We start from the raw sequence: 20,766 nt of genomic DNA on the forward strand, positions 1-20,766 counted from the left end.
GGAGGTCATGCGCATCGCGACGAGGGCGGCGGCGACGCTGGCCGGGCTGGGGCTGGTCGCGGCCGTGGCCGGGGGCTGCGGCGGGGGCGCCGGGGGCGACTCGATCCTCGGGAAGGAGACGCTGACCGTGGGCGTCCGGCCCGACCTGCCGGGGCTGGGCGTGCGGAAGGCGGACGGCACGTTCGAGGGGTACGACGTGGACGTGGCCGCCTACCTGGCGGGGCGGCTCGGCGCGCGGGTGCGGTTCGTGCCCGCGCCGGCGGCCGACCGTGAGCGGCTGCTGCTCGACGGGTCGGCCGATCTGATGCTCGCCACCTTCTCGGTGACGCAGGAGCGCAAGCGGCGGGTGGCGTTCGCGGGGCCGTACCACATCTCCTACCAGGACATTCTGGTGCGGCCGGAGGAGAAGGACATCGCGGGCGTACGCGACCTGGCCGGGCGCTCGATCTGCGCGGTCGAGGGGTCGAACGCGGCCGAGCGGGTGGTCGAGGAACGGCAGGTCGCCGCGAAACCGGTGCGGGCGCGGGACTACGACGAGTGCCTGGCGTTGCTGAAGGCGCGCACGCTCGACGCGATCACCACCGACGACGTGATCCTCGCCGGGCTCGCCCGGCGCGACGGCGGCGGCCTGCGACTGCTGAACGCGCGGTTCAACGAGCAGCGCACGGGCGTCGGCATGCGGAAGGGCGATGTGGACGGTTGCGAGGCGCTCAACCGCGCCATCACCGACATGTACCAGGACGGCACGGCCGCCCGACTGCTGACCAAGTGGTTCGGCGGCACCGGCCTGGACCTGTCCTCCGTGCACGTCCCGCGCTTCGAGGGGTGCGAGTGAGGGCGGCGATCCGGGCGCGCAAGGTCGTCGTCGCCTGCGTGCTCGGCACCTCGCTGGAGTGGTACGACTTCTTCCTGTACGGCACCGCCGCCGCCCTGGTCTTCGGCCCGCTGTTCTTCCCCGCGGCCGACCCGGCGACCGGCACCCTGCTGTCGTTCGCGACCTTCGGCGTCGGCTTCGTCGCCCGGCCGATCGGCGCGGTGCTGTTCGGCCACTTCGGCGACCAGGTGGGGCGGCGCAACGTGCTCGGCGTCACCCTGCTGGTGATGGGCCTGGCGACGTTCCTGATCGGCCTGCTGCCGACGTACGCGACCATGGGCCTGGCCGCGCCGATCCTGCTGGGCGTGCTGCGCTTCGCGCAGGGCATCAGCCTCGGCGGCCAGTGGGGCGGCGCGGTGCTCATGCTCACCGAGCACGGCCCGGCCGACCGGCGCGGCCTGTACGCGAGCCTCGCCCAGGCCGGGGTGCCCGCCGGGAACCTGCTGTCCGCGGCGCTGTTCGGCGCGGCCGGGCTGCTGCCCGGCGACGCCTTTCTCACCTGGGGCTGGCGGCTGCCGTTCCTGCTGTCGGGCCTGCTCGCCCTGGTCGGCGTGTGGGTGCTGACCGACGTCGCCGAGTCGCCGCTGTTCGCCGCCGTCCCCGACCGGGCCCGGCGGCCCCTGGTGGAGGTGCTGGTCACGCATCCCCGCGCGCTGATCTCCGCGTTCTGCGCGCGCGTCGGCGTCGACGTCGCCTACTACGTCTTCACTTTGTACGTGCTCAGCTATCTGGCCGACATGCCCGGCTCCCCCACCGGCGTCGCCCTGAACGCCCTTCTCGTCGCCTCCGCGGTGCAGCTCGCGCTCATCCCGCTGTTCGGCTCCCTGTCCGACCGCTTCGGCCGCCGCCGCGTCTACCTGGCCGGCGTCGCCGCCGCCGCGCTCTGGATCTTCGCCTTCTTCCCGCTCCTCGACACCGCCGCCACCCTCGCGATCATGCTCGCCGTCATCGTCGCCCTGATCGCCCACGCCGCCATGTACGGCCCGCAGGCCGCGTTCATCGCCGAGCGCTTCTCCACCCGCCTGCGCTACAGCGGTGCCTCGCTCGGCTACCAGGCGGCCGGCGTCGTCGGCGGCGGCCTGGCCCCGATCATCTCCATCTTCCTGCTGGACCTCTCCGGCACCACCACCGTCATCTCCCTCTACGTCCTGCTCGCCCTCGCGGTCAGCGCCGCGGGCCTCGCCCTCGCCCCCAGGCCCGCCCCCTGGACCGTCGCCGCCGCCTCCGTTCCGATCGCCGCCGGGCCCTGACCGGATTTTTGGTGGCACTCAGGCCTTTTGTCCGACTTCGCCATCAATGCGATTTTTTGGGTTATTCGCTTGATTTGCGGCACGAGGTCCGCTCACCCGGCCGAGTAGACGACCAGCGACACGGAGATGTACTGCAGCACGTAGGCGGCGAGGGTGAACGCGTGGAACACCTCGTGGTAGCCGAACCATCGGGGCGAGGGGTCCGGGCGGCGCAGGCCGTACACGACACCTCCGGCGCTGTAGAGCACGCCGCCCATGATCACCAGGGTGACGGCGGCGACCCCGGCGCCTTCGAGCAACTGCGGCAGCGCGAACACCGCCGTCCAGCCCAGGGCGATGTAGAGGGCGGTGTAGAGCCAGCGGGGCGCGTTCAGCCAGGTCATCCGGAACACCGCCCCGGCCAGGGCGCCCGCCCACACCACCACCAGGACGGCGACGCGCGCCGCCCCGTCGAGGGCGAGCAGGGCGAACGGCGTGTGCGTCCCGGCGATGATCAGATAGATGTTGGCGTGGTCGAGACGCCGGAGCACGTCGGCGATTCGCGGCGAGAGCGTTCCCCGGTGGTAGGTCGCCGAGATGCCGAACAGCAGCGCCGAGGTGAAGGCGTAGATCGCCGAGGCCAGCCGGGCCTCAAGCGTGGGGCCGAGCGCCACGAGCACCAGGCCGGCGACCAGCGTGGCGGGCAGCGCGCCCGCGTGCAGCCACCCGCGCAAACGAGGCTTGACCGGCATTTCTCCCGTCATCGTCATCGCAGACCTCCTTCTACCTACGGTAGCGTAAGTTACGGTTTCGTAGGTTGTGATGCCTGCCACTTGAAGATCCACAACCGGCCGAGCCCCCGGCGTTCATTCAGGTTGAACCTTCAATCGGTTCGCGGAGCCGGTCGAGTCGGCTGAAAGTTTCATCGAGCCCCGCCCGGGACCCGCCCGCGCGCCGTCGCGTGGGTGGCCTGGACTTTTCCAGGTCGACCGGTCCGTTCCCCAGGCGGCCTTCGTCGCACTCCGCAGGTCAGCCCTCATGCGAGGCGAGGGATCAAGGGTGGCAAAGATCCGGTTTATGCCATCAAGTCGGCAAGCTGCACACATGGATCCTGTTGTGGATCTTGAGGTGAAACAACTCTTTTGTGTCGGTAGTGTTCAAACACCCGATTTAGTCCGATACGATCCTTTCACTCACGGCGCTGTGAGTTATTGCACAGAACGCGGCTCTGGAGGCCTCGTGACGTTCAACCGTTTGTTGTCGTGTATATTGGTCACCTTTGTCGTGATGGTGACCGGATGCAGCGGCGCCAAGGAGAACCCCTCCGCCGGACTGGAGCGGACCCAGCTCACCGTCGGCACCATTCCGGTCGTGGACACCGCCCCCCTGGAGATCGCCGTACGCCGGGGGCTGTTCAAGGCCGAGGGGCTGGACGTGAAGCTGAAGGTCGTCGCCGGCGGCGCGGAGGCGATCCCCCTGATGAGAAGCGGTGAACTGCAGATCAGCATTGGCGCCTACGTCCCCTACTTCAACATGGTCGCCACGAAGCAGGCGGACCTGAAGATCGTCGCCGAGGGGTCGCAGAGCGCGCCCGGGACGCATCTCATCGTCGTGCCCCCGGACAGCCCCATCCGGACGCCGCAGGACCTGAAGGGCAAGAAGATCGCCGTCAACACCAAGTACAGCGTCGCGTCCATGCTGGTGCGGGTCGCGGCCAAGGCGTACGGCGTGACGCTCGACGAGGAGCGCAACTTCGTCGAGACGCCCTTCCCGCAGATGCAGGCCGCGCTGACCTCGAAGAAGGTGGACGCGGCTCAGGTCGTCGAGCCGTTCGGCACCCAGATCGCCCAGGCGACGGGCGCCCGGGTGATCTGGGACACCTCGCAGGCGGCGACGAAGGAGTTCCCGATCTCCGGATACGCCGCGCTGACCGACTTCGTCACGAAGAACCCGAAGACCGTCGCGGCGTTCCAGCGGGCGCTGGCGAAGGGTCAGGCGCTCGCGACCGACCGGGCGACGCTCATCGCCACCATCCCGCAGTTCACGCAGATCTCGCCGGAGCTCGCGAACAACGTCGCCATCGTCAACTTCCCCACCTCGGTCAACGCCACCCGGCTGCAGCGGGTCGCGGACACCATGCGCGAGTACGACCTGCTCAAGGACGACCTCGACGTGGCGAAGATGATCGTCGCGCCCATCCCGACAACCTCCCGCTGAGCCGGGCGAGACGGGCCCGGGGCGGGATGGGCCCCGGGCACGCTCAGCCCTTGACGGCCCCCGCGGTCAGCCCTTCGACGATATAGCGGCGGATCGCGGCGAACATGACCAGGGTCGGGATCACCGAGATCACGGTGGCGGCGGACATGGATCCCCAGTCGATGTCGTACTGGGTGATGAACGAGTTCATCGCCACCGGGATGGTCTTGGCGTCCTCGCTGTCGATGAAGGTGATCGCGAGAAACAACTCGTTCCAGCACTGCACGAAACCGAAGATGAACGTCGCCGCGATGCCCGGGAGCATGACCGGGATCACGACCCGGGCCATCGCGGTGAGCCGCGAGGCGCCGTCCACCTGGGCCGCCTCCTCCAGCGCGACGGGCACCCGCTCGTAGAAGCCGCGCATGATGATCGTGCTGAACGGCACGAGCATGGCGACGTAGACGAGCATGAGCCCGGCCAGCCGGTTGAGCAGGCCGAGGTCCGACATGAGCAGGTAGAGCGGGCCCAGCGCGATGAACAGCGGGATCATCTGGGTGACCAGGTAGGCCATCATGAGCGCGCCCCGGCCGCGGAACTCGAAGCGGGCCAGGACGTAGCCGCCGAGCACGCCGATGACGGTGACGACGGCGGCCGAGACCAGCGACACCATCAGGCTGTTGAGCAGGTAGGCGCCGAAGTCGGCGAAGGAGAACAGTTCCTCGTAGTGCTCCAGGGTCGGGTTGCCCGGCCAGTAGCGCAGCGGCACGGTGAAGATCTCGCTCTTCGGCTTGAGCGAGGTGATCACCACCCAGTACAGCGGGAACAGCGTGATCAGGAGCCAGACGGTGAGCACGGCCGCCTTGGCGGCCCTGGCGAGCCGGGCGGCGGGACGGGCGGGGCGGGTCATCGGGCCTTCTCGAAGCGGGTGGCGTTGAGGTAGAAGACGCTGAAGGCGAGCAGCAGGCCGAGGGCGAGCAGGCCCACCGCGCCGGCCCGGCCGTAGTCGCCGCCGGCCACCTGCTGGATGAGGAACGTGGTGACGATGTCGGTGGAGCCCGCGGGGCCGCCGCCGGTCATGGCGTAGATCAGGTCGGGGAAGTTGAGGATCCAGATGATCCGCAACAGCACGATCAGCGCCAGCGTGGGGCGGATGTGCGGGAGCGTGACGTGCCAGAACCGGCGCAGCCGGGAGGCGCCGTCGACGGCCGCCGCCTCGTAGAGCTCCTTCGGCACCGACTGCAGCGCCGCGATGATCATGATGGCGAAGAAGGTCACGCCGTACCAGACGTTGGCGATGATCACCGAGGTCATCGCCCAGCCCGGGGAGGCGAGGAAGCCGATGCGCTCGTCGATGATCCCGGCCTTCAGCAGCAGGTCGTTGATCACGCCGAACTGGCCGTTGCACATCCACCGCCACAGCAGCCCGATGAGGAAGCCCGACATCGCCCACGGGAAGAACACCCAGGCCTGGTAGAGGCCACGGCCGCGGAAGTGGCGGCGCAGCAGCAGGGCCAGGCCGAAGCCGAGGAAGAACTGGAAGAACAGCGAGACCGCCACCCAGACGCCGGTGTTGCGCAGCGCCGTCCAGAACCGGGGCTCGGCCAGGACGGCGCGGAAGTTCTCCAGACCGACGAACGGGGTGGCGGTGATGTCGAACAGGTTGTACCGCTGGAAGGCGATCACGTTCCCGCGAATCATCGGGTAGTAGGTGAACAGCGCGACGAAGACGACGCCCGGGAGCAGGCACAGGGCGATGAACCCGGCCTTGCGCGCGGTGAACGGGGGGCGCTTGCTCACCGGGCGGCTCCGTCGTCGGGGAGGAAACCGTGGGTCATGTGCCGATGGTCCTCAGGAGACCTTCTTCGCCTGGTCCTGCCAGAAGGCGTCCCAGTCCTTGAGCACCTGCGCGACCGTTGTACCGCCGGTGAGCAGGGACTGCACGTCGCGGTCGGAGTCGACGAGGAACTGGCTCCAGCCCGGGTAGTCCACCGGCCTGATGGTGATCACCTGCTTGGGGTCCTGCTGCGCCTCCAGGTACGCCTTCCAGGCGCCCTGCGAGAACTGCGGATCCTGCTGCGCGGACGCGGCGATCGGGATCAGCGAGTTGCCCTTGGCGAAGCGGATGCTCTGCGCGGGCTCCGACAGGAACTGCACCAGCTTGACCGCCTCGGCCTTGTGCGCGCTGAACGAGGTCACGCCCCAGCCCGCGTAGCCGACCGGCTGGAAGGCGTAGCCGGTGGGGCCCTTCGGGATCGGGGCCGTGGCCCAGTTCCGCAGCCCGCTCTCCTCGACCGTCTTGATCACCTCGGGGTCCTGGATGAGCATGCCGGTGACGCCGGAGGTGAAGCCCTGCACCATCTCCGGGTAGCCCCAGGACACCGAGTCCGGCGGCGACGCCTCCTTGAAGATCTTGACGAAGAGCTCCAGGGCCTGCGCCGCCTCGGGCGTGGAGAAGATCGTCCGCTTGTCCTTGAGGTAGAAGGACTTCTCCGGGTCGAGGGCCTCCCCGTTGTACGCGCTGATCATCTGCACGGCGTAGTCGGCCCCGCCCTTGCCGCCGCGGAACGAGTATCCGTACTTCCCGCCGGTCGTCATCTTCTTGGCCGCCTCGTACAGCTCCTGCCAGGTGGTCGGCGGCGAGCTGATCCCCCTGTCGGTGCGGTAGAACAGCGTGCGCTGGTAGAAGCCGTACGGAATCAGGTAGGCCTTGCCCCCGACCTCGACGGCCTTCTTGCGGGTGAGCTCGGTGAGCTCGTTCCAGCCGGCCCACTGGGTGGTGGGCAGCTCCAGCAGCCAGCCGTTGTTGGAGAAGGACTTGGCGGTGTGGTCGCGCACCTCGACCACGTCGAGGTCCTTCTTCGTCTGCATGATCTGGGTGATCTTCTGGTCGGCGGAGTCCAGCGGCGGCGAGACCAGCTCGACCTCGACGCCGGGGTTCGCCTTCTCGAAGTCGGCGAGCAGGCTCTTGATGAGCTTGGTCCGGTCCGGGCTGGTGAGGCTCTCGATCATGCGGAGCCGTACGGTGCCGCCCGAGCCGTCCGAGCCGCTCCCGGAGCCTCCGCAGGCGGCGAGCGTCAGGGTGACCGCGGCCAGGGTCGCGAGGAAGGGGGATCTTCTCATCAGAGGTCTCCGTTCTCTGACAGCGCTGTCATCACGCTAAGCGGTCAACCCGCCTCAGCGCTAGAGCGAGATCCTCGATCAGCACGTCCGCCGACTCCAGGCCGACGGAGAGACGGACGAATCCGACGGGGATCCCCATCGTGGCCCGAACCGACTCCTCGGTGGTGAGCGCGGGGGCGTTGGCGAGGCTCTCGTAGCCGCCCCAGGACACGCCGATGCGGAAATGCCGCAGCCGGTCGAGGAACGCGGCCACCTCGGCGCGGTCGTCGGTGTCCAACTCGATGCCGAACACGCTGGAGAAGCCGGTCATCTGGCGCAGCGCCTGCGCGTGGCCGGGGTGCTCGGGCAGGCCCGGATGGTGGACGGCGCGCACGCGGGGGCGCCCGGCGAGGAAGCGGGCCACGGCGAGGCCGCGCTCCTGGTGGGCGGCCATGCGGACGGGCAGCGTGCGCAGGCCCTTGACCACCTTGGCGGCGTCGTGGGGGGACATGGCCGCGCCGTAGAGCTGGTATTCGGTGAGCGCGAGCGGGCGGATCAGGCGGGACGGCCCGGCCACGACGCCGCCGACCAGGTCGCCGTGGCCGCCGATGTACTTCGACAGCGAGTGCACCACCAGGTCCACGCCGAGCGTGAGCGGCTTCTGGAAGATCGGGGTCGACCAGGTGTTGTCCATGACCGACACCAGGCCGCGCGAGCGCGCCCAGGAGGCCACGGCGGCGATGTCGACGACGTCGTAGCGCATGTACGACGGTGACTCGAAGTACAGTACTCGCGTGGTAGGTCTGATAGCGCTGTCAAGTACGTCGGGGTCGCCGACGTGGTCATGAGTGACGCCGAACTTCCCCAGGTAGCGCAGAAACTGGGTGGTCGGCCCGTACACCGAGCCCAGCACGAGCACGTGGTCGCCCGCCGACACCAGCGAGGAGATCGTCGCCGCGATCGCACCCATGCCCGAGCCGAAGCACTTGGCCCGCTCCGTCCGCTCCAGCGCGGCGAGCTTGCGCTGCACGAGGTCCACGGTGGGGTTGGTGCCGCGCCAGTAGACGTACCGCTCGTCCTCGTCCTTGATCGCCTCCGCGAGGTCGCCGGCCGTGCGGAAGGTGAACAGGGAGTTCTCGTACACCGGCGGATGCACCGCCCCCATGATCCACGGCTCGTCCTCGCCGAGCCGCCCGCAGATCCAGTCGTCGTCGAGTTCGGCACGCGTGTGCAGTTCTTCACCCATGGGGCGAGCCTATGACGCCGGTGCGCAGGCCGACCATGGCGGATGTCGCCCGCCACGCCGGGGTAAGTTTGAAGACCGTCTCCCGGGTCGTCAACCAGGAGCCGCACGTCAGCGCGGCGGTGCAGCGGCGCGTGCTGGACGCGATCACCGCGCTCGGGTTCCGCCGCAACGAGGCGGCCAGCCGGCTGGCGCGCGGGGCGTCCATGCTCACCATCGGGCTGATCATGGAGAACATCTCCAACGAGTACTACTCGCGGCTCGCCAAGGCCGTGGAGACGGCCGCCGCCGAGCACGAGGCGCTGGTGGTGTTCGGCTCCTACGAGGAGCTGCCCGAGCGGGAGCGCATGCTGATCGAGTCCATGTACGCCAGGGGCGTCAGCTCGCTGATCGTGGTGCCGTCGGCGGGCGACCACACCTGGCTCGCCGAGCACCTGGCCGCCGGGCTCACCGCCGTCTTCGTCGACCGCACGCCCGCGGGGCTGCCCGCCGCCGACGTGGTGCTCCTGGACGACCTGCGCGGCGGGCGCATCGCCGCCGAGCACCTGCTCGCCCGCGGGCACCGCCGCGTCGCGCTGCTGTCGGACGACGCCGGGCTCAGCTCGGTGCACGACCGGGCCACGGGCTTCCGGTCGGCGTACGAGGCGGCGGGGGCGCCGGTGGACGAGCGGCTCGTCGTGCGCGGCGTCTTCGACCCGTGGCGGGTGGCGCAGGAGGCGGCCAAGCTGCTCGACCTCGCCGATCCGCCGACCGCGTTCTTCGCCACGAACAACCGGGCGGCGATCGGCATCCTGCAGGCGCTGCGGGAACGTTCCGAACGGCCGGCGTACGTGGGGTTCGACGACTTCGGGCTGGCCGACGTGTTCAACCCGGGGGTGACCGTGGTGCGCTACGACACCGCACGCCTCGGCCGCAGCGCCGTGGACCTGCTGCTCGACCGGTCCCGGGACGCGCCCCGGACGGTGCGCGTGCCGGTCGAGCTGGTCGCGCGCGGCTCCGGCGAGATCCCGCCCCCGCCGCGTCCGGAGAGATGACGGAGGCGACGGCCCCCCGGGTCGGGGTGGCCGTCGCCTCCGTCGCGAAGGTCCGTACGGCGAGGATCGGCGGACGTCCGCGGAGGATCTGGGGAAGAGGACGATCTGCGGAGGATCTGGGAAGGAGCGGCGAGGAGCTACGCCAGGCCCGAGCCGCTTTGTTGGTTCTTGGGGAATTTGCGGGTGTCGCGGGGCTCGACGTACGGCTCGGCCGCCGCGGGGTGGCCGCCCGCGATGGCGCGGCCGCGTTCGAGCTCGGCGTTGAACTCGGCGCCGAGCAGGATCGCGATGTTGCTGATCCACAGCCAGACCAGGAAGATGATCACCGCGGCGAGGCTGCCGTAGATCTTGTTGTAGGAGCCGAAGTTCGCCACGTAGAGGGCGAACACGGCCGAGGCGGCCAGCCACAGGACCAGCGCGAGCAGGCCGCCGGGGTTCACCCAGCGGAAGCCTCGTCTGGCGTTGGGGGCCGCCCAGTACAGCAGCGCGAACAGGAAGCTCACCACCAGCAGGATGATCGGCCACTTGACGATGTCCCACGCGGTGACGGCGGCCTGGCCGAGCCCGAGCAGGTCGCCGGCGCGCCGCGCCAGCGGGCCGGAGATCACCACGACGATCGCCATCGCGGCGAGCAGCACCAGGGTCAGCAGGGTGACGCCGACGCGGATCGGCATCGTCTTCCAGATCGGGCGGCCCTCGGGGATGTCCCAGATGGCGTTGGACGCGCGCATGAACGCCGCGACGTACCGAGAGGCCGACCAGACGGCCGCGACGAGACCGATCAGGGCGGCGATGCCCGCGCCGAATCGCGCCTTCTGCAGCTCGGTGAGCGCGGCGACGAGCACCTCCCGCACCTGGCCGGGCACCAGCTCGCCGACGCTCGTGATCAGCGATTGGGACAGCGCCGCCCCGCCGAGCCCCACCAGGGACACGACCACGAGGAGGCCCGGGAAGATGGACAGCACCGCGTAGTAGGTGAGGGCCGCCGCCCAGTCCGTCAGGTTGTCCTTCTTGAACTCGCCGACGGTGCGCTTCACGGCGTCCCGCCAGGAGGGCGGCGGCAGTTCGGTCGGGGCGCCCGGCGGTTCCGCGCCCGCCCCCGCGTCCGGTCCGGGGCCGTCCCGGCGGCCCTCGGGCGGACCCTGGTACGGGTCCGCGCCGGGGCCGCCGTGCCGGTCCTCTCGCGGCGGGGCCTCGCGGCCCGCCCGCGCACGCGTCTCGATGTCGTCACGCATCGCGGCGAACCTCACCGTCTCCGGTGCCCGGCAAGGACCCTGTCCTCCCTGGCCTCCCGGATACGGCGCTCCGGGAACCGCCTGAGGTCCTTGCGGACGCTCTGCACGGCGGCCCGGCGGGTGGCGGCCTTCACCAGCCCGTACACCGCGCCCTGCGCGGCGGCGGCGAGCAGCACGTCGCGCCAGTTGCGCTCCGGGTCGCGGGCGTCCGCCGGGGCGTGTTCCTCGCCGACGGCCTTCGTCCACACCCGGTTGAACAGTTTCACCGCCAGCATTCCTCCGACGAGGCTGACCAGCAGCGACAACCCCTTGTAGAGCAGATTCACGACAGGTACCCCCATCGACGACGACTGCGGACGCGGATGCCGGGGCGCGGGCCGAACAGGCCGCTGCGGCGCACCCGGATGCCGCCGCCGATACCGGACCTGCCCATCCCCATCCGGCTCAGGGCGTACCGGCCGAGACCGAACAGGCCCCCGCCGCCGAAGCCCATCCGCCGGCTTCGCACGTGCAGCCCCGGGGCGATGCGGTGGCTGCCGCTGAGCATGTGCGGCCGTCGGCCCATGCCCATCCGGCTCAGGAACGAGCCGCCAAAGCCCGAGCCCGGATTACGCACATACAGCCCCGGCGCGATGTGGTGAGCACCACCGGACATGAACGACCGACGGCCCGTACCCATCCGGCCGAGAGCCGAGCGGCCCATGCCGCCGAAGCCCCTGCCAGGGTTCCGCACGTACAGCCCCGGCGCGATGTGGTGAGCACCGCCGGATATGAACGGCCCCCGGCGACCGCCCAGGCGGGCCCGGCTAGCCGCGCCTCCGATGCGGGCGCCCATGTGGGCGCGCCAGGGGGCCATCGTGCCGCGCCGGCGGGCCGCGCGCACGGCGCGCTCCCAGTCGGTCAGGCGGGCGTTGCGGCGTCGCCGCAGCAGTTCCAGCAGCGCCAGCCCGACCACCACGGTGGTGATCATGCCGCCTCGGCGGGCCTTGGTACGCGTCTCCTCCGACTCGGCGGCCTCCACGGCCTTGTCCTTGATCCGGCGGGACTTGACCTTGGCGACCCGCCCGGTGCGCTTGGCCTTCTCCTCCATCGGGTGCAGCAGGTGCTGCGCCTGCGAGGCCGCGGAGGTGACCATGCCACGCGCGGTGCCCTTCGCCCGCGACTTAACGTCCGTCTTGGCGGCCAGCGCCGCCACGGTCTCGCCGAGCTCGTGACGGGTGTGCTCGATCTCCTCACGCAGGCTCTGGGTCGAGTCGCCTCGATAGTCGCGCCGATAGAGGTCGGCGCCGGGCCTTGTGGCCGGGGTGCCCGGGGTGGATTCGACGGTGCTGGGCACGGTGCCCGCCGAGGCTGCGACCGCGGATTCCGTTCCGGTGGTGGTCCCTGTGGTGGGTCCTGTGGTGGGTCCGGCCACCTCCTCGGTCCTCGTCTCCGGCGTTGTCCCGGTCGCAGGCCCGGTTGTGGCCCTGGTCGCAGGTTCGGCCGTTGTCCCGGTTGTGCTTCCGGTCGCGGTCCCGGTGGTCGTGCCTGTGGCGGCGCCCGTGTGCGTGCGGGTCTCCTCGCCGATCCCGCCGGCGCGCTCCGCCGCGGTGCGGCCGGTGGTGTGCCCTGCGGTCCCCGCGGTGGTGGCCTGCTCCGTGGTGTCGGCAGGAACGGCTCCCGCGCCGCGGCCGCCTGATGCTCCGCGCCTGGTCATCGGTGCGCCCTTTCCTTGATCTCCTGAATGTCCTGCCTGGTGCTGTCCAGGGCCTGGGTGGGCACGAGCGGCCCCGCCTGGTTCACCCGCTTGCGGCCCGCCGCCGCCATCGCCCCGGCGACCACCAGCAGAACCACGCCCACGATGAGCGCCGCGAGCCACACCGGCATGGCCAGCGAGAGCGCGGCGATCACGCAGGCGACCAGGGCCGCCGCGCCCAGCAGTGCGACCGCCCCGGCGCCGCCGAACAGACCGGCGCCGACGCCCGCCTGTTTGCCCTTGCCCTTCATCTCGGCCGCGGCCAGCCGCAGCTCGGCGCGTACCAGTCCGCTGATCTGTTCCGAGGCCTGTTTGACCAGGTCGCCGACGCCCTGCTCGGAGGCCCGCGGCGTCGTCTCCGCCCGGCCATCCAAGGCCGGCCGTGTCGTCGTCATCGCCGTTCATCCCCTTCCACGGGCTCGCCGTTGTCTTCTCTTCCGCTCACCCGGGGCGGGGGGCGTCCTTGCGTCGCCACGCCCGCACGCCGCGTGAATCGTTTACCGTTCCCCCAGCCACCGGCCTAAACGCGATGGGCGAGGTCCGCCGCCGCGCGGCGCGGGCCGGTACGACGCGGCCATGACCTGCGTTGACATTCGATGACGTGCGACGACGTGCCATGACGTGCGACGAGGCGGGCGCAGGGGCGTGTCGTGGGAAACGCCGGCCGGTCGGCCGGGCCGCCTCGACCGAGGGAACGAAACCAGGGCAAATCAGTCCGAAAAGTTCCGTGAAGGTACGCGAAAAGCGAAACGACCAGATGCGGGTTCGATGTCATGATTGCCACGTATGCCCGACCGGGAGGAGACGATCTGTGAGGTTGCCCCCGGACGACGACGTCATCGCCGCCCTGCGCGCCGGTGACGAGGCGATGTTCGCGGCGCTGCTCGACACCTGGTCGAGGGGAATGCTGCGGGTGGCCCGTACGTACGTGTCCACGCCCGAATCGGCCGAGGAGGTCGTGCAGGACACCTGGCTGGCCGTCATCGGCGCCATCGATTCCTTCGAGGGCCGCTCCTCGCTCAAGACGTGGATCTTCCGCATCCTGGTCAACACGGCCAGGAAACGCGGCGCCCGCGAGAGCCGTACGGTGCCGTGGAGCAGCGCCTTCGAACGGGACGGCGACCCGGACGGGGGGCGGGCGGCGTCGGCCCGCGCGTACGATGCCTTCGCCCCTTTCCTCGCCGGGCGGGCGACGGCCCGGGCCGCCCCCGAGGGGGAGGTGCTCGCCTCGGAGGTGCGCGAGCAGATCGCGCTGGCCCTGGCCGACCTGCCGGTCAGACAGCGCAGCGTGATCGTGCTCCGCGACGTCGAGGGATGTACCTCCGAGGAGGTCTGCGACATTCTGGAGATAACGCCCGCCAACCAGCGGGTTCTGCTGCACCGGGCGCGCACGGCCGTGCGTGCCCGGCTGGAGGATTATTTCGAGACTCAACACTCGGCTTTGTGAAACGGTTAAGTCATGGCAGAGGCAAGGCGGTCGCGAACGTGAAGCGGTTCAGTTGTGCCGAACTGGTCGAACTCGTCACCGCCTACCTGGATGACGCCCTCGACGCCGCCGAGCGCAGGTGCTTCGACGACCACACCGCCCACTGCCCCTCCTGCTCCCGCCACGTCGCCCAGCACCGCGCCGTCATCGCCGCCCTCGGCGATCTCCCGCCGGAGAAGCCCCTCTCCCCCGCCGCCCGCGACCACCTCCTGGCCGCGTTCCGCCGATCCCACCACCCCTGACCGGCCCGCCGCCGTTCATCTCGCGGGATCCGCGTAACGTTCCGGCGCCTGGCGGGTCTGTAGGTGCTGGAGGCGTGCAGGCGGAGAGGGGCGCGGATGACGGGAGTGGCGGTCGGCGCCGAGGTCGTACGGGGGATTCGGGATGTGGAGGAGTTCGCCAGGGGGTGCTTCGCGCCGTACGCCGGGGACCGCGTCGGCGTCGAACTGGAGTTTCTCGTCTTCGATCGCGCGGATCCCGGGCGGCACGTTCCCATCGCGCGGATCCGGGACGCGCTCGTCGCGCCGCCGGGTGGCAGCCGGGTGACGTTCGAGCCGGGCGGGCAGGTGGAGCTGTCCGGCCCGGCGGCGCGGCTGCCGGAGGCGATCGCCGGGCTCGAAGCCGACGTGGCCGCGATCGGCGGCGCTCTCGCGGAGGCGGGACTGGTCCTCGGCGGGGTGGGGCTCGATCCGGTGCGGCCGCCGCGCCGGCAGTTGCGGACGCCCCGATATGAGGCGATGGCGCAGTTCCTGGATCCGGTCGCCGGGCCGCTGATGATGTGCTCGACCGCCTCGATACAGGTCAACGTCGATCTGGGCGGGCGTCCGGCGCGGCGATGGGAGCGGGCGCACGTGCTCGGGCCGGTGCTGATGGCGGCGTTCGCGAACTCGCCGCTGCGGCAGGGGCGGCCGTGCGGGTGGATGTCCGGACGCCAGGAGGTGTGGGAGAGGCTCGACCCCAGCCGCACCGCCCCGGTGCCCTCGCCGGCGTCGTCGTTCGCCGATCCGGGGCTCGACTGGGCGCGTTACCTGCTCGACGCGCGGGTGATGCTGCGGCGGGACGACGACGGAGGGTGCCGCCCGGTGCGCGACGGCTCGACGTTCCGCGACCGGCTCGCCGCGCCGGGGCCGCCGCCGACCGCCGCGGACCTCGCCTACCACGCGACCACGCTGTTCCCCCCGGTACGGCCGCGCGGCTGGCTGGAGATCCGCTACCTGGACGCCCAGCGGCTTGAGCACTGGCCGGTGTGCGTGGCGGTGACGCACGCCCTGGTGACCGACGACCGGGCCGCCGACGCCGCCATGGACGCCGCCGAGCCGTACCGGGACCTGTGGCGGGACGCGGCCCGCTGCGGCCTGGCCCATCCGGGGCTGCGGCGCGCCGCCGACGCCTGTTTCGCCGCCGCCCTCGGCGCGCTTCCCCGCCTTGGCGCGCCCGACGGCCTCCGCGCCCGGGTGGCCGCCTTCGCCGACCGTCACGTGAGCACGGGCCGGTCCCCGGCCGCCGATCTGCTGGACGCGGGCCGGTGGTCCTCGGACGGCGCATGACCTTCCCCGGCACGCAGGGAGATTTCATGAACGATCGCAAGGAACTCATCGCGGCCGAGCTCATCGCGGTACGCGACCGGTCGCTGGCCTACACCGACGCCGACGACGACATGCTGGTGCGCCAGCATTCCCCGCTGATGTCGCCGCTGGTGTGGGACCTGGCGCACGTCGGCAACTACGAGGAGCTGTGGGTGCTGCGGGAGGCGGGCGGGATCACGCCGCTGCGGCCGGAGATCGACGAGATGTACGACGCGTTCAAGACGCCGCGCCGGGACCGGCCGACGCTGCCGCTGCTGCGGCCGGACGAGGCCCGCCGGTACATCTCGGGCGTGCGGGGGCGCGCGCTCGACGTGCTGGACAAGATCGACCTGGAGTCGCCGGATCCCCTGCACCGGGACGGTTTCGTGTTCGGCCTGGTGATCCAGCACGAGCATCAGCACGACGAGACGATGCTGGCGACGCTGCAGCTGTCCGGCGAGCCGGGGCTGGTGCGCGACGGCGCGCTGCCGCCGGGGCGCTCCGGCGGGCCGCGCGAGGTGTTCGTGCCGGCCGGGCCGTTCCGGATGGGCACCGACACGCTGCCGTGGGCGTACGACAACGAGCGGCGGGCGCACACCGTGGACCTTCCGGCGTACTGGATCGACCGGTTCCCCGTCGGCAACCGCGACTACATGGCGTTCATCGAGGCGGGCGGGTACGACGACCCGCGCTGGTGGACTGCGGAGGGGTGGGCGTGGCGGCGGGAGCACGACGCCACGGCCCCGCTGTTCTGGGTGCGGGACGGGGACACCTGGTGGCGCACCCGGTTCGGCCGGACCGAGCCGGTCCCGCCGGACGAGCCGGTGCAGCACGTGTGCTGGTACGAGGCCGACGCATACGCCCGCTGGGCGGGGCGGCGGCTGCCCACGGAGGCCGAGTGGGAGAAGGCGTGCGGCTGGGATCCGTCGGCGGGCCGGTCGCGCCGCTACCCGTGGGGCGACGAGGCGCCCACCCCGGAGCGGGCGAATCTGGGGCACCGGGCCGCGCGTCCGGCGCCGCTGGGGGCCTATCCGGCGGGGGCGAGCGCGTACGGGGCCGAGCAGATGGTCGGCGACGTGTGGGAGTGGACCTCGTCGTGGTTCCTGCCCTACCCGGGGTTCCGCAGCTTCCCCTATCCCGAGTACAGCGAGGTGTTCTTCGGGGAGCGGTTCCGCGTGCTGCGCGGCGGCTCGTGGGCGGCCGACCCGGCCGCGGTGCGCACCACGTTCCGCAACTGGGACTTCCCGATCCGGCGGCAGATCTTCTCCGGCTTCCGCTGCGCCCGTACGGCGACGCCCGAGGAGGCGGCCGCGGGCGGGCGGGGGCGGGCCTAGATGTGCCGCCACGCCGCCTGGCTCGGGCCCGTCCGCAGCCTCGCCTCGCTGATCGACGAGCCCGAGTACGGCCTGCTGCGCCAGTCGTACGCGCCCCGGAGGCAGCGGTACGGCACGGTCAACGCCGACGGGTTCGGCATGGGCTGGTACGACCCGGGCCTCGCCGAGCCGGTCCGCTACCGCCGTGCCGTGCCGATCTGGGCGGACGCGAACCTGCCCGGCCTGGCGCGGGCCGCGCGGTCGCACTGCCTGCTGGCCGCCGTGCGGTCGGCCACCGTCGGCATGCCGGTGGAGGAGACCGCGACCGCGCCGTTCGCCTCCGGCGGGGTGCTGCTCAGCCACAACGGGCGGGCCGCCCGGGAGGCGGTGCGGCCGCTCGCCGACGACGCGGAGAGCACCTGCGACTCGGCGTGGCTCGCCGCCGCCGTGTTCGCCCGCGCCGGCTCGGGGACGCCGCTCGCCGAGAGCCTCGCCGAGGTCGTCATGCTGGCCGCGGGCAAGGATCCCGAGGCCCGGCTCAACCTGCTCGCCTGCGACGGTGCGTCAATCGCGGCCACGGTGTGGGGGGACTCGTTCTTCCTGCACCTGGGCGAGGGGGTGCTGGCGGCGAGCGAGCCGCTCGACGACCGGCCGGGGTGGCGGGCCGTACCGGATCGGAGCGTGGTGACGGCCACGACCGACGGGGTGCGCGTCGAGGCCCTGTGAGGCGGGCCCTGGTGGGCCGTGCGCCCCGGACCGATCACATTCATCGACCCTTCGGCACAGGAGGATTCGTGCCCGTCAGCCAGTCGACCGTGCAATTGATCAATCATCTGGACCGCGACTACCTGCGGCAGGCGCTCGAACGCGACGTGCGCGCCGGTCTGGAGGCGGTGCCCAAGCAGCTGCCGCCCAAGTGGTTCTACGACGCCACGGGCAGCGAGCTGTTCTCGCGGATCACCCGGCTGCCCGAGTACTACCCGACCCGCCGCGAGCTGGCCATCCTGCGGGAGCACGCCGGCGACATCGTGGCGCGCGGCGGCGCGGACACGCTGGTCGAGCTGGGCTCGGGGACCAGCGAGAAGACCGTGCTGCTGCTGGACGCGCTGGCCGGCGCCGGGAGGCTGCGCGCCTACATGCCGGTGGACGTCGACGCGGTCACGCTGCGGGAGGCCGCGGGGCGGCTCGCGGCCCGCTATCCCGGGCTCGCCGTACGGGCGGTGTGCGCCGACTTCGAGCACCACCTGGCGCTGCTGCCCCGGACCGGCCGCCGGATGGTCGCCTTCCTCGGCGGCACCATCGGCAATCTCGGGCCGGACGCCCGCGCGGTGTTCCTCAAGGACCTGCGCGACACGCTGAACCCGGGCGACACGCTGCTGCTCGGCGCCGACCTGGTCAAGGACGTCGGACGGCTGGTCGCCGCCTACGACGACGAAGCCGGGGTGACCGCGGCCTTCAACCGGAACGTGCTGCACGTCATCAACCGCGAACTCGACGCCGGGTTCGACCCCGCCGCGTTCGACCACGTCGCCCTGTACGACGAGGTCAACGACTGGATCGAGATGCGCCTGCGCGCCCGCCGCGCGATGCGCGTCCACGTGGCCGCCCTCGGGCTGACCGCCACGTTCGCCGCCGGGGAGGAGATGCGCACGGAGATCAGCGCCAAGTTCCGCCCGGCGGGCCTGAGCCGCGAGCTCACCGCCGCGGGCTTCGCCGTGCGCCGGTGGTATCTCGACCCCACCGGCGACTTCAGCCTCGTTCTCGCCGAGGCGTGACGACGGCGCGTGCGACGGCCCGCCCTGCCGTGGGGAACCGGGGCCGGGCCGTCACACGCCGTCGCCGAACCCGCCGGCGATCCCGTTCATGACGGGCGGGCGTCTCGGCACCCGGTCAGGTTCCTTCCCGTACGACCCCTTCCGCGCCGTTCGGCCGGGCGCGGTGGCGGCCGAGCAGCAGATAGGCGATCGGGCCGATGGGCTGCACGACGATGGCCAACCACCAAAAAAGCTTGCCGCCGCGGACGTCGCGGCGGGCGCGGAAGGACAGGTCCACGGCGGCGGCCGAGGTGAGCGCGAACTCGATCGCCACCAGGACGAGCAGCGAGCCGCGTTCGAACCGCGACAGATCGGCCCAGCGGGTGCGTTTGGCCTTCATGGTCGCTCCTTGGGCTAGGGTCGGGGGCCGGGACTCACTTGCGGCGGAACGCTCCCGACTTCGCCGCCGCCCGCGTGACGGCGCGCGCGGTCAGCAGGGCCACGATGGCGACGATCTGCCCACCGATGATGATCTTGTTGACGTCGATGGCGGGACGCCAGCGCACCTTGCCGTCCTTGATGATGATCATGCCTGCGGGCGTGGCGCCGATCCCGAAGCCGCCTCCGGTGCCCTCGCCGGGCCGCTCGCCCTCCTGCTTGCCCGTGCCGCCACCGCCGCCACCGGCGACGCGGGCGGCGGGGATCACCGTGACGCCGTCGCGGGTGATCGGCTCGCCAAAGACCCGCTTGACCGTGACGGCGTCCTGCGCTTTGCCAAGCAACTCGATGGTGTCCATGGCGATTCCCTCCGTGTGCGTTCCGGCCGGGGCATCCATGCGACCGTTCCCGGGGACGGCGACCAGGACGGGACCGCGGGCGCGGGCGGCGATGCCCTTTTCAACGCCTTTTCCCCCACAGTGCCGCGATGCAACGTGCCGGGCCGAGGGAGAAGGTCCCGAAACGGGGAGTCTTTGGCCCCCGCCCGGCGGCCGTGGACGGCCTGCCGGGCGGGCCGTCAGAGGCCGGGCCCGGTGAGGCGGCGGTCCCCCTTGGTGGTCAGGACGAAGACCTGCCAGTTGTAGTAGGCGTAGAAGTTGCGGCGGTCGCGCATCATCTGGCGCGCGTGCGTCCAGACGGCGTTGACGTACCGGTTGGAGTGGTTGTAGGCGAACAGCGCCTTCTTGTAGTCGCGCGGCGTGCCCGAGGCCTTCAGGTAGTTCGCCGCCCCCATGATCGCGTCGCCGGTGTCGTGCACGTTTCCGCCCATGCCGTACGCGGCCCAGGTGCGGGGCATGAACTGCATCGGCCCCAGCGCGCCGGTGTGGCTGGGCGAGCGGACGCGGCCGAACTTCGTCTCGGAGAACATCACCGCCGCCAGCACCTCCCAGTCCACGCCGAACCTGCGCTCGGCGCGCCGGAAGTGCTTCAGCAGCACGTCGGCGGGCTCGGGCTCGCGCACCTTGAACCTGACCGGCCCGCTGATCGGCCGCGTCAGGGCGAACAGGTCGCGTAACGCGGCGACCTCGGCCCGGACGTCGCGGGCGAGCCGGGACGGCAGCCGGTCGGTCACCCGCGCGGAGAGCCCGGGGTCGCGGGCGAGATGACGGTAGATCCGCTGCTGGTAGAGGGCGTGCAGCACCACCGGCTCGGGCGGCCTCCCCTTGCCCGGGTCCCCGTCGCGCACCCACGCGTCGATGGCCGCGCGCAGCTCCGTCTCGTTCCGGGCCAGCGTGCGCGCCAGCGCGGCGGCCGAGCCGGGAATCGGCTGGTCCGGCCGGGGCGCCTCCGCCGCCGCCCGCGTACCCGATCCCGCCGCCTGCGCGGACGGCGCCGCGCCCCGCTCCCCCGCCCGCGCGCCCTCGGCGTAGCCCGTACCGCCACACGCCCCCACGCCGGCGGCGAGGGCGACGGCGAGCACCACGGCGAGCCGCCTGTCGCGCACGATGCCACGCGCGTCACGGTCGCCTCGCGACCGCCCGTGTTGCCAAGGCCGAGTCCAC

22 protein-coding genes are annotated in these 20,766 nt (G+C 71.6%); 10 read left to right on the forward strand and 12 right to left on the reverse strand.

All coding sequences use genetic code 11. The annotated features are described in order from the left end of the window. Positions 1-7 precede the first annotated feature (7 nt). Positions 8-835 carry a transporter substrate-binding domain-containing protein gene (locus AB0K60_RS15415; protein ID WP_364054010.1) on the forward strand — a complete coding sequence of 276 codons (828 nt, stop codon included), beginning with the start codon at positions 8-10 and terminating at the stop codon, positions 833-835. Further along, a complete protein-coding gene (locus tag AB0K60_RS15420) occupies positions 832-2,124 on the forward strand; it encodes an MFS transporter (RefSeq protein ID WP_364054013.1) in 1,293 nt (430 codons plus the stop codon). The genes AB0K60_RS15415 and AB0K60_RS15420 overlap by 4 nt, the downstream gene beginning before the upstream one ends. A 92-nt stretch (positions 2,125-2,216) precedes the next feature. Here the strand turns inward: AB0K60_RS15420 and AB0K60_RS15425 are convergent, their stop codons facing one another. Beyond that, positions 2,217-2,873, reverse strand: a complete 657-nt coding sequence (locus AB0K60_RS15425; protein WP_364054016.1) for a hemolysin III family protein — start codon at positions 2,871-2,873, stop codon at positions 2,217-2,219. Positions 2,874-3,390: 517 nt separating this feature from the next. Here AB0K60_RS15425 and AB0K60_RS15430 point away from each other — a divergent pair. After that, positions 3,391-4,320, forward strand: coding sequence for an ABC transporter substrate-binding protein (locus AB0K60_RS15430; RefSeq protein ID WP_364054019.1), 930 nt, complete (start codon positions 3,391-3,393; stop codon positions 4,318-4,320). A 43-nt stretch (positions 4,321-4,363) separates the two neighbouring features. Here AB0K60_RS15430 and AB0K60_RS15435 read toward each other — a convergent pair whose 3' ends face one another. Genes AB0K60_RS15435 through AB0K60_RS15450 form a run of 4 tightly spaced genes read right to left on the reverse strand, consistent with a single transcriptional unit; the run spans position 4,364 to position 8,647 of the window. After that, entirely contained in the window at positions 4,364-5,209 is an 846-nt protein-coding gene (locus AB0K60_RS15435; protein WP_364054022.1) for a carbohydrate ABC transporter permease, read from the reverse strand. Beyond that, positions 5,206-6,099: a sugar ABC transporter permease gene (locus tag AB0K60_RS15440; protein WP_364054025.1), complete on the reverse strand. Its 894-nt coding sequence runs from the start codon at positions 6,097-6,099 to the stop codon at positions 5,206-5,208. The genes AB0K60_RS15435 and AB0K60_RS15440 overlap by 4 nt, the downstream gene beginning before the upstream one ends. Positions 6,100-6,150: 51 nt before the next feature. Continuing rightward, positions 6,151-7,422, reverse strand: coding sequence for a sugar ABC transporter substrate-binding protein (locus AB0K60_RS15445; RefSeq protein ID WP_364054028.1), 1,272 nt, complete (start codon positions 7,420-7,422; stop codon positions 6,151-6,153). Between the two features lie 31 nt (positions 7,423-7,453). After that, entirely contained in the window at positions 7,454-8,647 is a 1,194-nt protein-coding gene (locus AB0K60_RS15450) for a PLP-dependent aspartate aminotransferase family protein (RefSeq protein WP_364054031.1), read from the reverse strand. 20 nt (positions 8,648-8,667) lie between these two features. Between AB0K60_RS15450 and AB0K60_RS15455 the strand changes: the two genes are divergently transcribed. After that, a complete protein-coding gene (locus AB0K60_RS15455) occupies positions 8,668-9,678 on the forward strand; it encodes a LacI family DNA-binding transcriptional regulator (RefSeq protein WP_364054034.1) in 1,011 nt (336 codons plus the stop codon). 137 nt (positions 9,679-9,815) lie between these two features. Here the strand turns inward: AB0K60_RS15455 and AB0K60_RS15460 are convergent, their stop codons facing one another. From AB0K60_RS15460 to AB0K60_RS15475, 4 genes are read right to left on the reverse strand one after another with little or no spacing between them, the layout of a single operon-like run. After that, positions 9,816-10,913 (reverse strand): YihY/virulence factor BrkB family protein, encoded by a 1,098-nt coding sequence (locus AB0K60_RS15460; protein WP_364054037.1) that lies wholly within the window; start codon positions 10,911-10,913, stop codon positions 9,816-9,818. Positions 10,914-10,924: 11 nt separating this feature from the next. Further along, positions 10,925-11,239 (reverse strand): DUF4235 domain-containing protein, encoded by a 315-nt coding sequence (locus AB0K60_RS15465; RefSeq protein WP_364054040.1) that lies wholly within the window; start codon positions 11,237-11,239, stop codon positions 10,925-10,927. After that, the gene (locus AB0K60_RS15470) at positions 11,236-12,609 is read right to left on the reverse strand and encodes a DUF3618 domain-containing protein (protein WP_364054043.1); all 1,374 of its coding nucleotides are present in this window, start codon (positions 12,607-12,609) and stop codon (positions 11,236-11,238) included. Before AB0K60_RS15470 ends, AB0K60_RS15465 begins: the two co-directional genes overlap by 4 nt. Beyond that, positions 12,606-13,043, reverse strand: coding sequence for a phage holin family protein (locus AB0K60_RS15475; protein WP_364054046.1), 438 nt, complete (start codon positions 13,041-13,043; stop codon positions 12,606-12,608). Before AB0K60_RS15475 ends, AB0K60_RS15470 begins: the two co-directional genes overlap by 4 nt. Positions 13,044-13,459: 416 nt before the next feature. Here AB0K60_RS15475 and AB0K60_RS15480 point away from each other — a divergent pair, with 416 nt between their 5' ends. From AB0K60_RS15480 to egtD, 6 genes are all read left to right on the forward strand, one after another. Further along, on the forward strand, positions 13,460-14,095 hold the full coding sequence (locus tag AB0K60_RS15480) for a sigma-70 family RNA polymerase sigma factor (protein WP_364054049.1): 636 nt from the start codon (positions 13,460-13,462) through the stop codon (positions 14,093-14,095). 38 nt (positions 14,096-14,133) lie between these two features. Continuing rightward, the gene (locus tag AB0K60_RS15485; protein WP_364054052.1) at positions 14,134-14,376 is read left to right on the forward strand and encodes a zf-HC2 domain-containing protein; all 243 of its coding nucleotides are present in this window, start codon (positions 14,134-14,136) and stop codon (positions 14,374-14,376) included. Between the two features lie 96 nt (positions 14,377-14,472). Further along, entirely contained in the window at positions 14,473-15,681 is a 1,209-nt protein-coding gene (egtA, locus tag AB0K60_RS15490) for an ergothioneine biosynthesis glutamate--cysteine ligase EgtA (protein WP_364054055.1), read from the forward strand. A gap of 26 nt (positions 15,682-15,707) precedes the next feature. Next, positions 15,708-17,033, forward strand: a complete 1,326-nt coding sequence (gene egtB / locus AB0K60_RS15495) for an ergothioneine biosynthesis protein EgtB (protein ID WP_364054058.1) — start codon at positions 15,708-15,710, stop codon at positions 17,031-17,033. After that, positions 17,034-17,738 carry an ergothioneine biosynthesis protein EgtC gene (gene egtC / locus AB0K60_RS15500; RefSeq protein ID WP_364054061.1) on the forward strand — a complete coding sequence of 235 codons (705 nt, stop codon included), beginning with the start codon at positions 17,034-17,036 and terminating at the stop codon, positions 17,736-17,738. Positions 17,739-17,806: 68 nt separating this feature from the next. Further along, entirely contained in the window at positions 17,807-18,787 is a 981-nt protein-coding gene (gene egtD, locus AB0K60_RS15505) for an L-histidine N(alpha)-methyltransferase (protein WP_364054064.1), read from the forward strand. 115 nt (positions 18,788-18,902) lie between these two features. On the opposite strand, the gene AB0K60_RS15510 is transcribed toward egtD, so the two are convergent. The 3 genes from AB0K60_RS15510 to AB0K60_RS15520 form a co-directional block, all read right to left on the reverse strand. Next, positions 18,903-19,166 (reverse strand): PLD nuclease N-terminal domain-containing protein, encoded by a 264-nt coding sequence (locus AB0K60_RS15510; protein ID WP_364054067.1) that lies wholly within the window; start codon positions 19,164-19,166, stop codon positions 18,903-18,905. Between the two features lie 34 nt (positions 19,167-19,200). After that, a complete protein-coding gene (locus AB0K60_RS15515; protein ID WP_364054070.1) occupies positions 19,201-19,563 on the reverse strand; it encodes a spore germination protein GerW family protein in 363 nt (120 codons plus the stop codon). A gap of 218 nt (positions 19,564-19,781) precedes the next feature. Then, positions 19,782-20,708, reverse strand: a complete 927-nt coding sequence (locus tag AB0K60_RS15520; RefSeq protein WP_364054073.1) for a lytic transglycosylase domain-containing protein — start codon at positions 20,706-20,708, stop codon at positions 19,782-19,784. Positions 20,709-20,766: the final 58 nt, after the last annotated feature.

Source organism: Thermopolyspora sp. NPDC052614, from assembly GCF_040678635.1.
In the GTDB taxonomy this organism is placed as follows: Bacteria; Actinomycetota; Actinomycetes; order Streptosporangiales; family Streptosporangiaceae; genus Thermopolyspora.

What these genes read in the sequence shown, in the direction of transcription:
- AB0K60_RS15445 (WP_364054028.1), bottom strand. Translation starts at nt 7,422, where the DNA reads ATGAGAAGATCCCCCTTCCTCGCGACCCTGGCCGCGGTCACCCTGACG.
- egtA (WP_364054055.1), top strand. Translation starts at nt 14,473, where the DNA reads ATGACGGGAGTGGCGGTCGGCGCCGAGGTCGTACGGGGGATTCGGGAT.
- AB0K60_RS15450 (WP_364054031.1), bottom strand. Translation starts at nt 8,647, where the DNA reads ATGGGTGAAGAACTGCACACGCGTGCCGAACTCGACGACGACTGGATC.
- egtB (WP_364054058.1), top strand. Translation starts at nt 15,708, where the DNA reads ATGAACGATCGCAAGGAACTCATCGCGGCCGAGCTCATCGCGGTACGC.
- AB0K60_RS15425 (WP_364054016.1), bottom strand. Translation starts at nt 2,873, where the DNA reads ATGACGATGACGGGAGAAATGCCGGTCAAGCCTCGTTTGCGCGGGTGG.
- AB0K60_RS15470 (WP_364054043.1), bottom strand. Translation starts at nt 12,609, where the DNA reads ATGACCAGGCGCGGAGCATCAGGCGGCCGCGGCGCGGGAGCCGTTCCT.
- AB0K60_RS15515 (WP_364054070.1), bottom strand. Translation starts at nt 19,563, where the DNA reads ATGGACACCATCGAGTTGCTTGGCAAAGCGCAGGACGCCGTCACGGTC.
- AB0K60_RS15460 (WP_364054037.1), bottom strand. Translation starts at nt 10,913, where the DNA reads ATGCGTGACGACATCGAGACGCGTGCGCGGGCGGGCCGCGAGGCCCCG.
- AB0K60_RS15510 (WP_364054067.1), bottom strand. Translation starts at nt 19,166, where the DNA reads ATGAAGGCCAAACGCACCCGCTGGGCCGATCTGTCGCGGTTCGAACGC.
- AB0K60_RS15475 (WP_364054046.1), bottom strand. Translation starts at nt 13,043, where the DNA reads ATGACGACGACACGGCCGGCCTTGGATGGCCGGGCGGAGACGACGCCG.
- AB0K60_RS15435 (WP_364054022.1), bottom strand. Translation starts at nt 5,209, where the DNA reads ATGACCCGCCCCGCCCGTCCCGCCGCCCGGCTCGCCAGGGCCGCCAAG.
- egtC (WP_364054061.1), top strand. Translation starts at nt 17,034, where the DNA reads ATGTGCCGCCACGCCGCCTGGCTCGGGCCCGTCCGCAGCCTCGCCTCG.
- AB0K60_RS15430 (WP_364054019.1), top strand. Translation starts at nt 3,391, where the DNA reads ATGGTGACCGGATGCAGCGGCGCCAAGGAGAACCCCTCCGCCGGACTG.
- AB0K60_RS15415 (WP_364054010.1), top strand. Translation starts at nt 8, where the DNA reads ATGCGCATCGCGACGAGGGCGGCGGCGACGCTGGCCGGGCTGGGGCTG.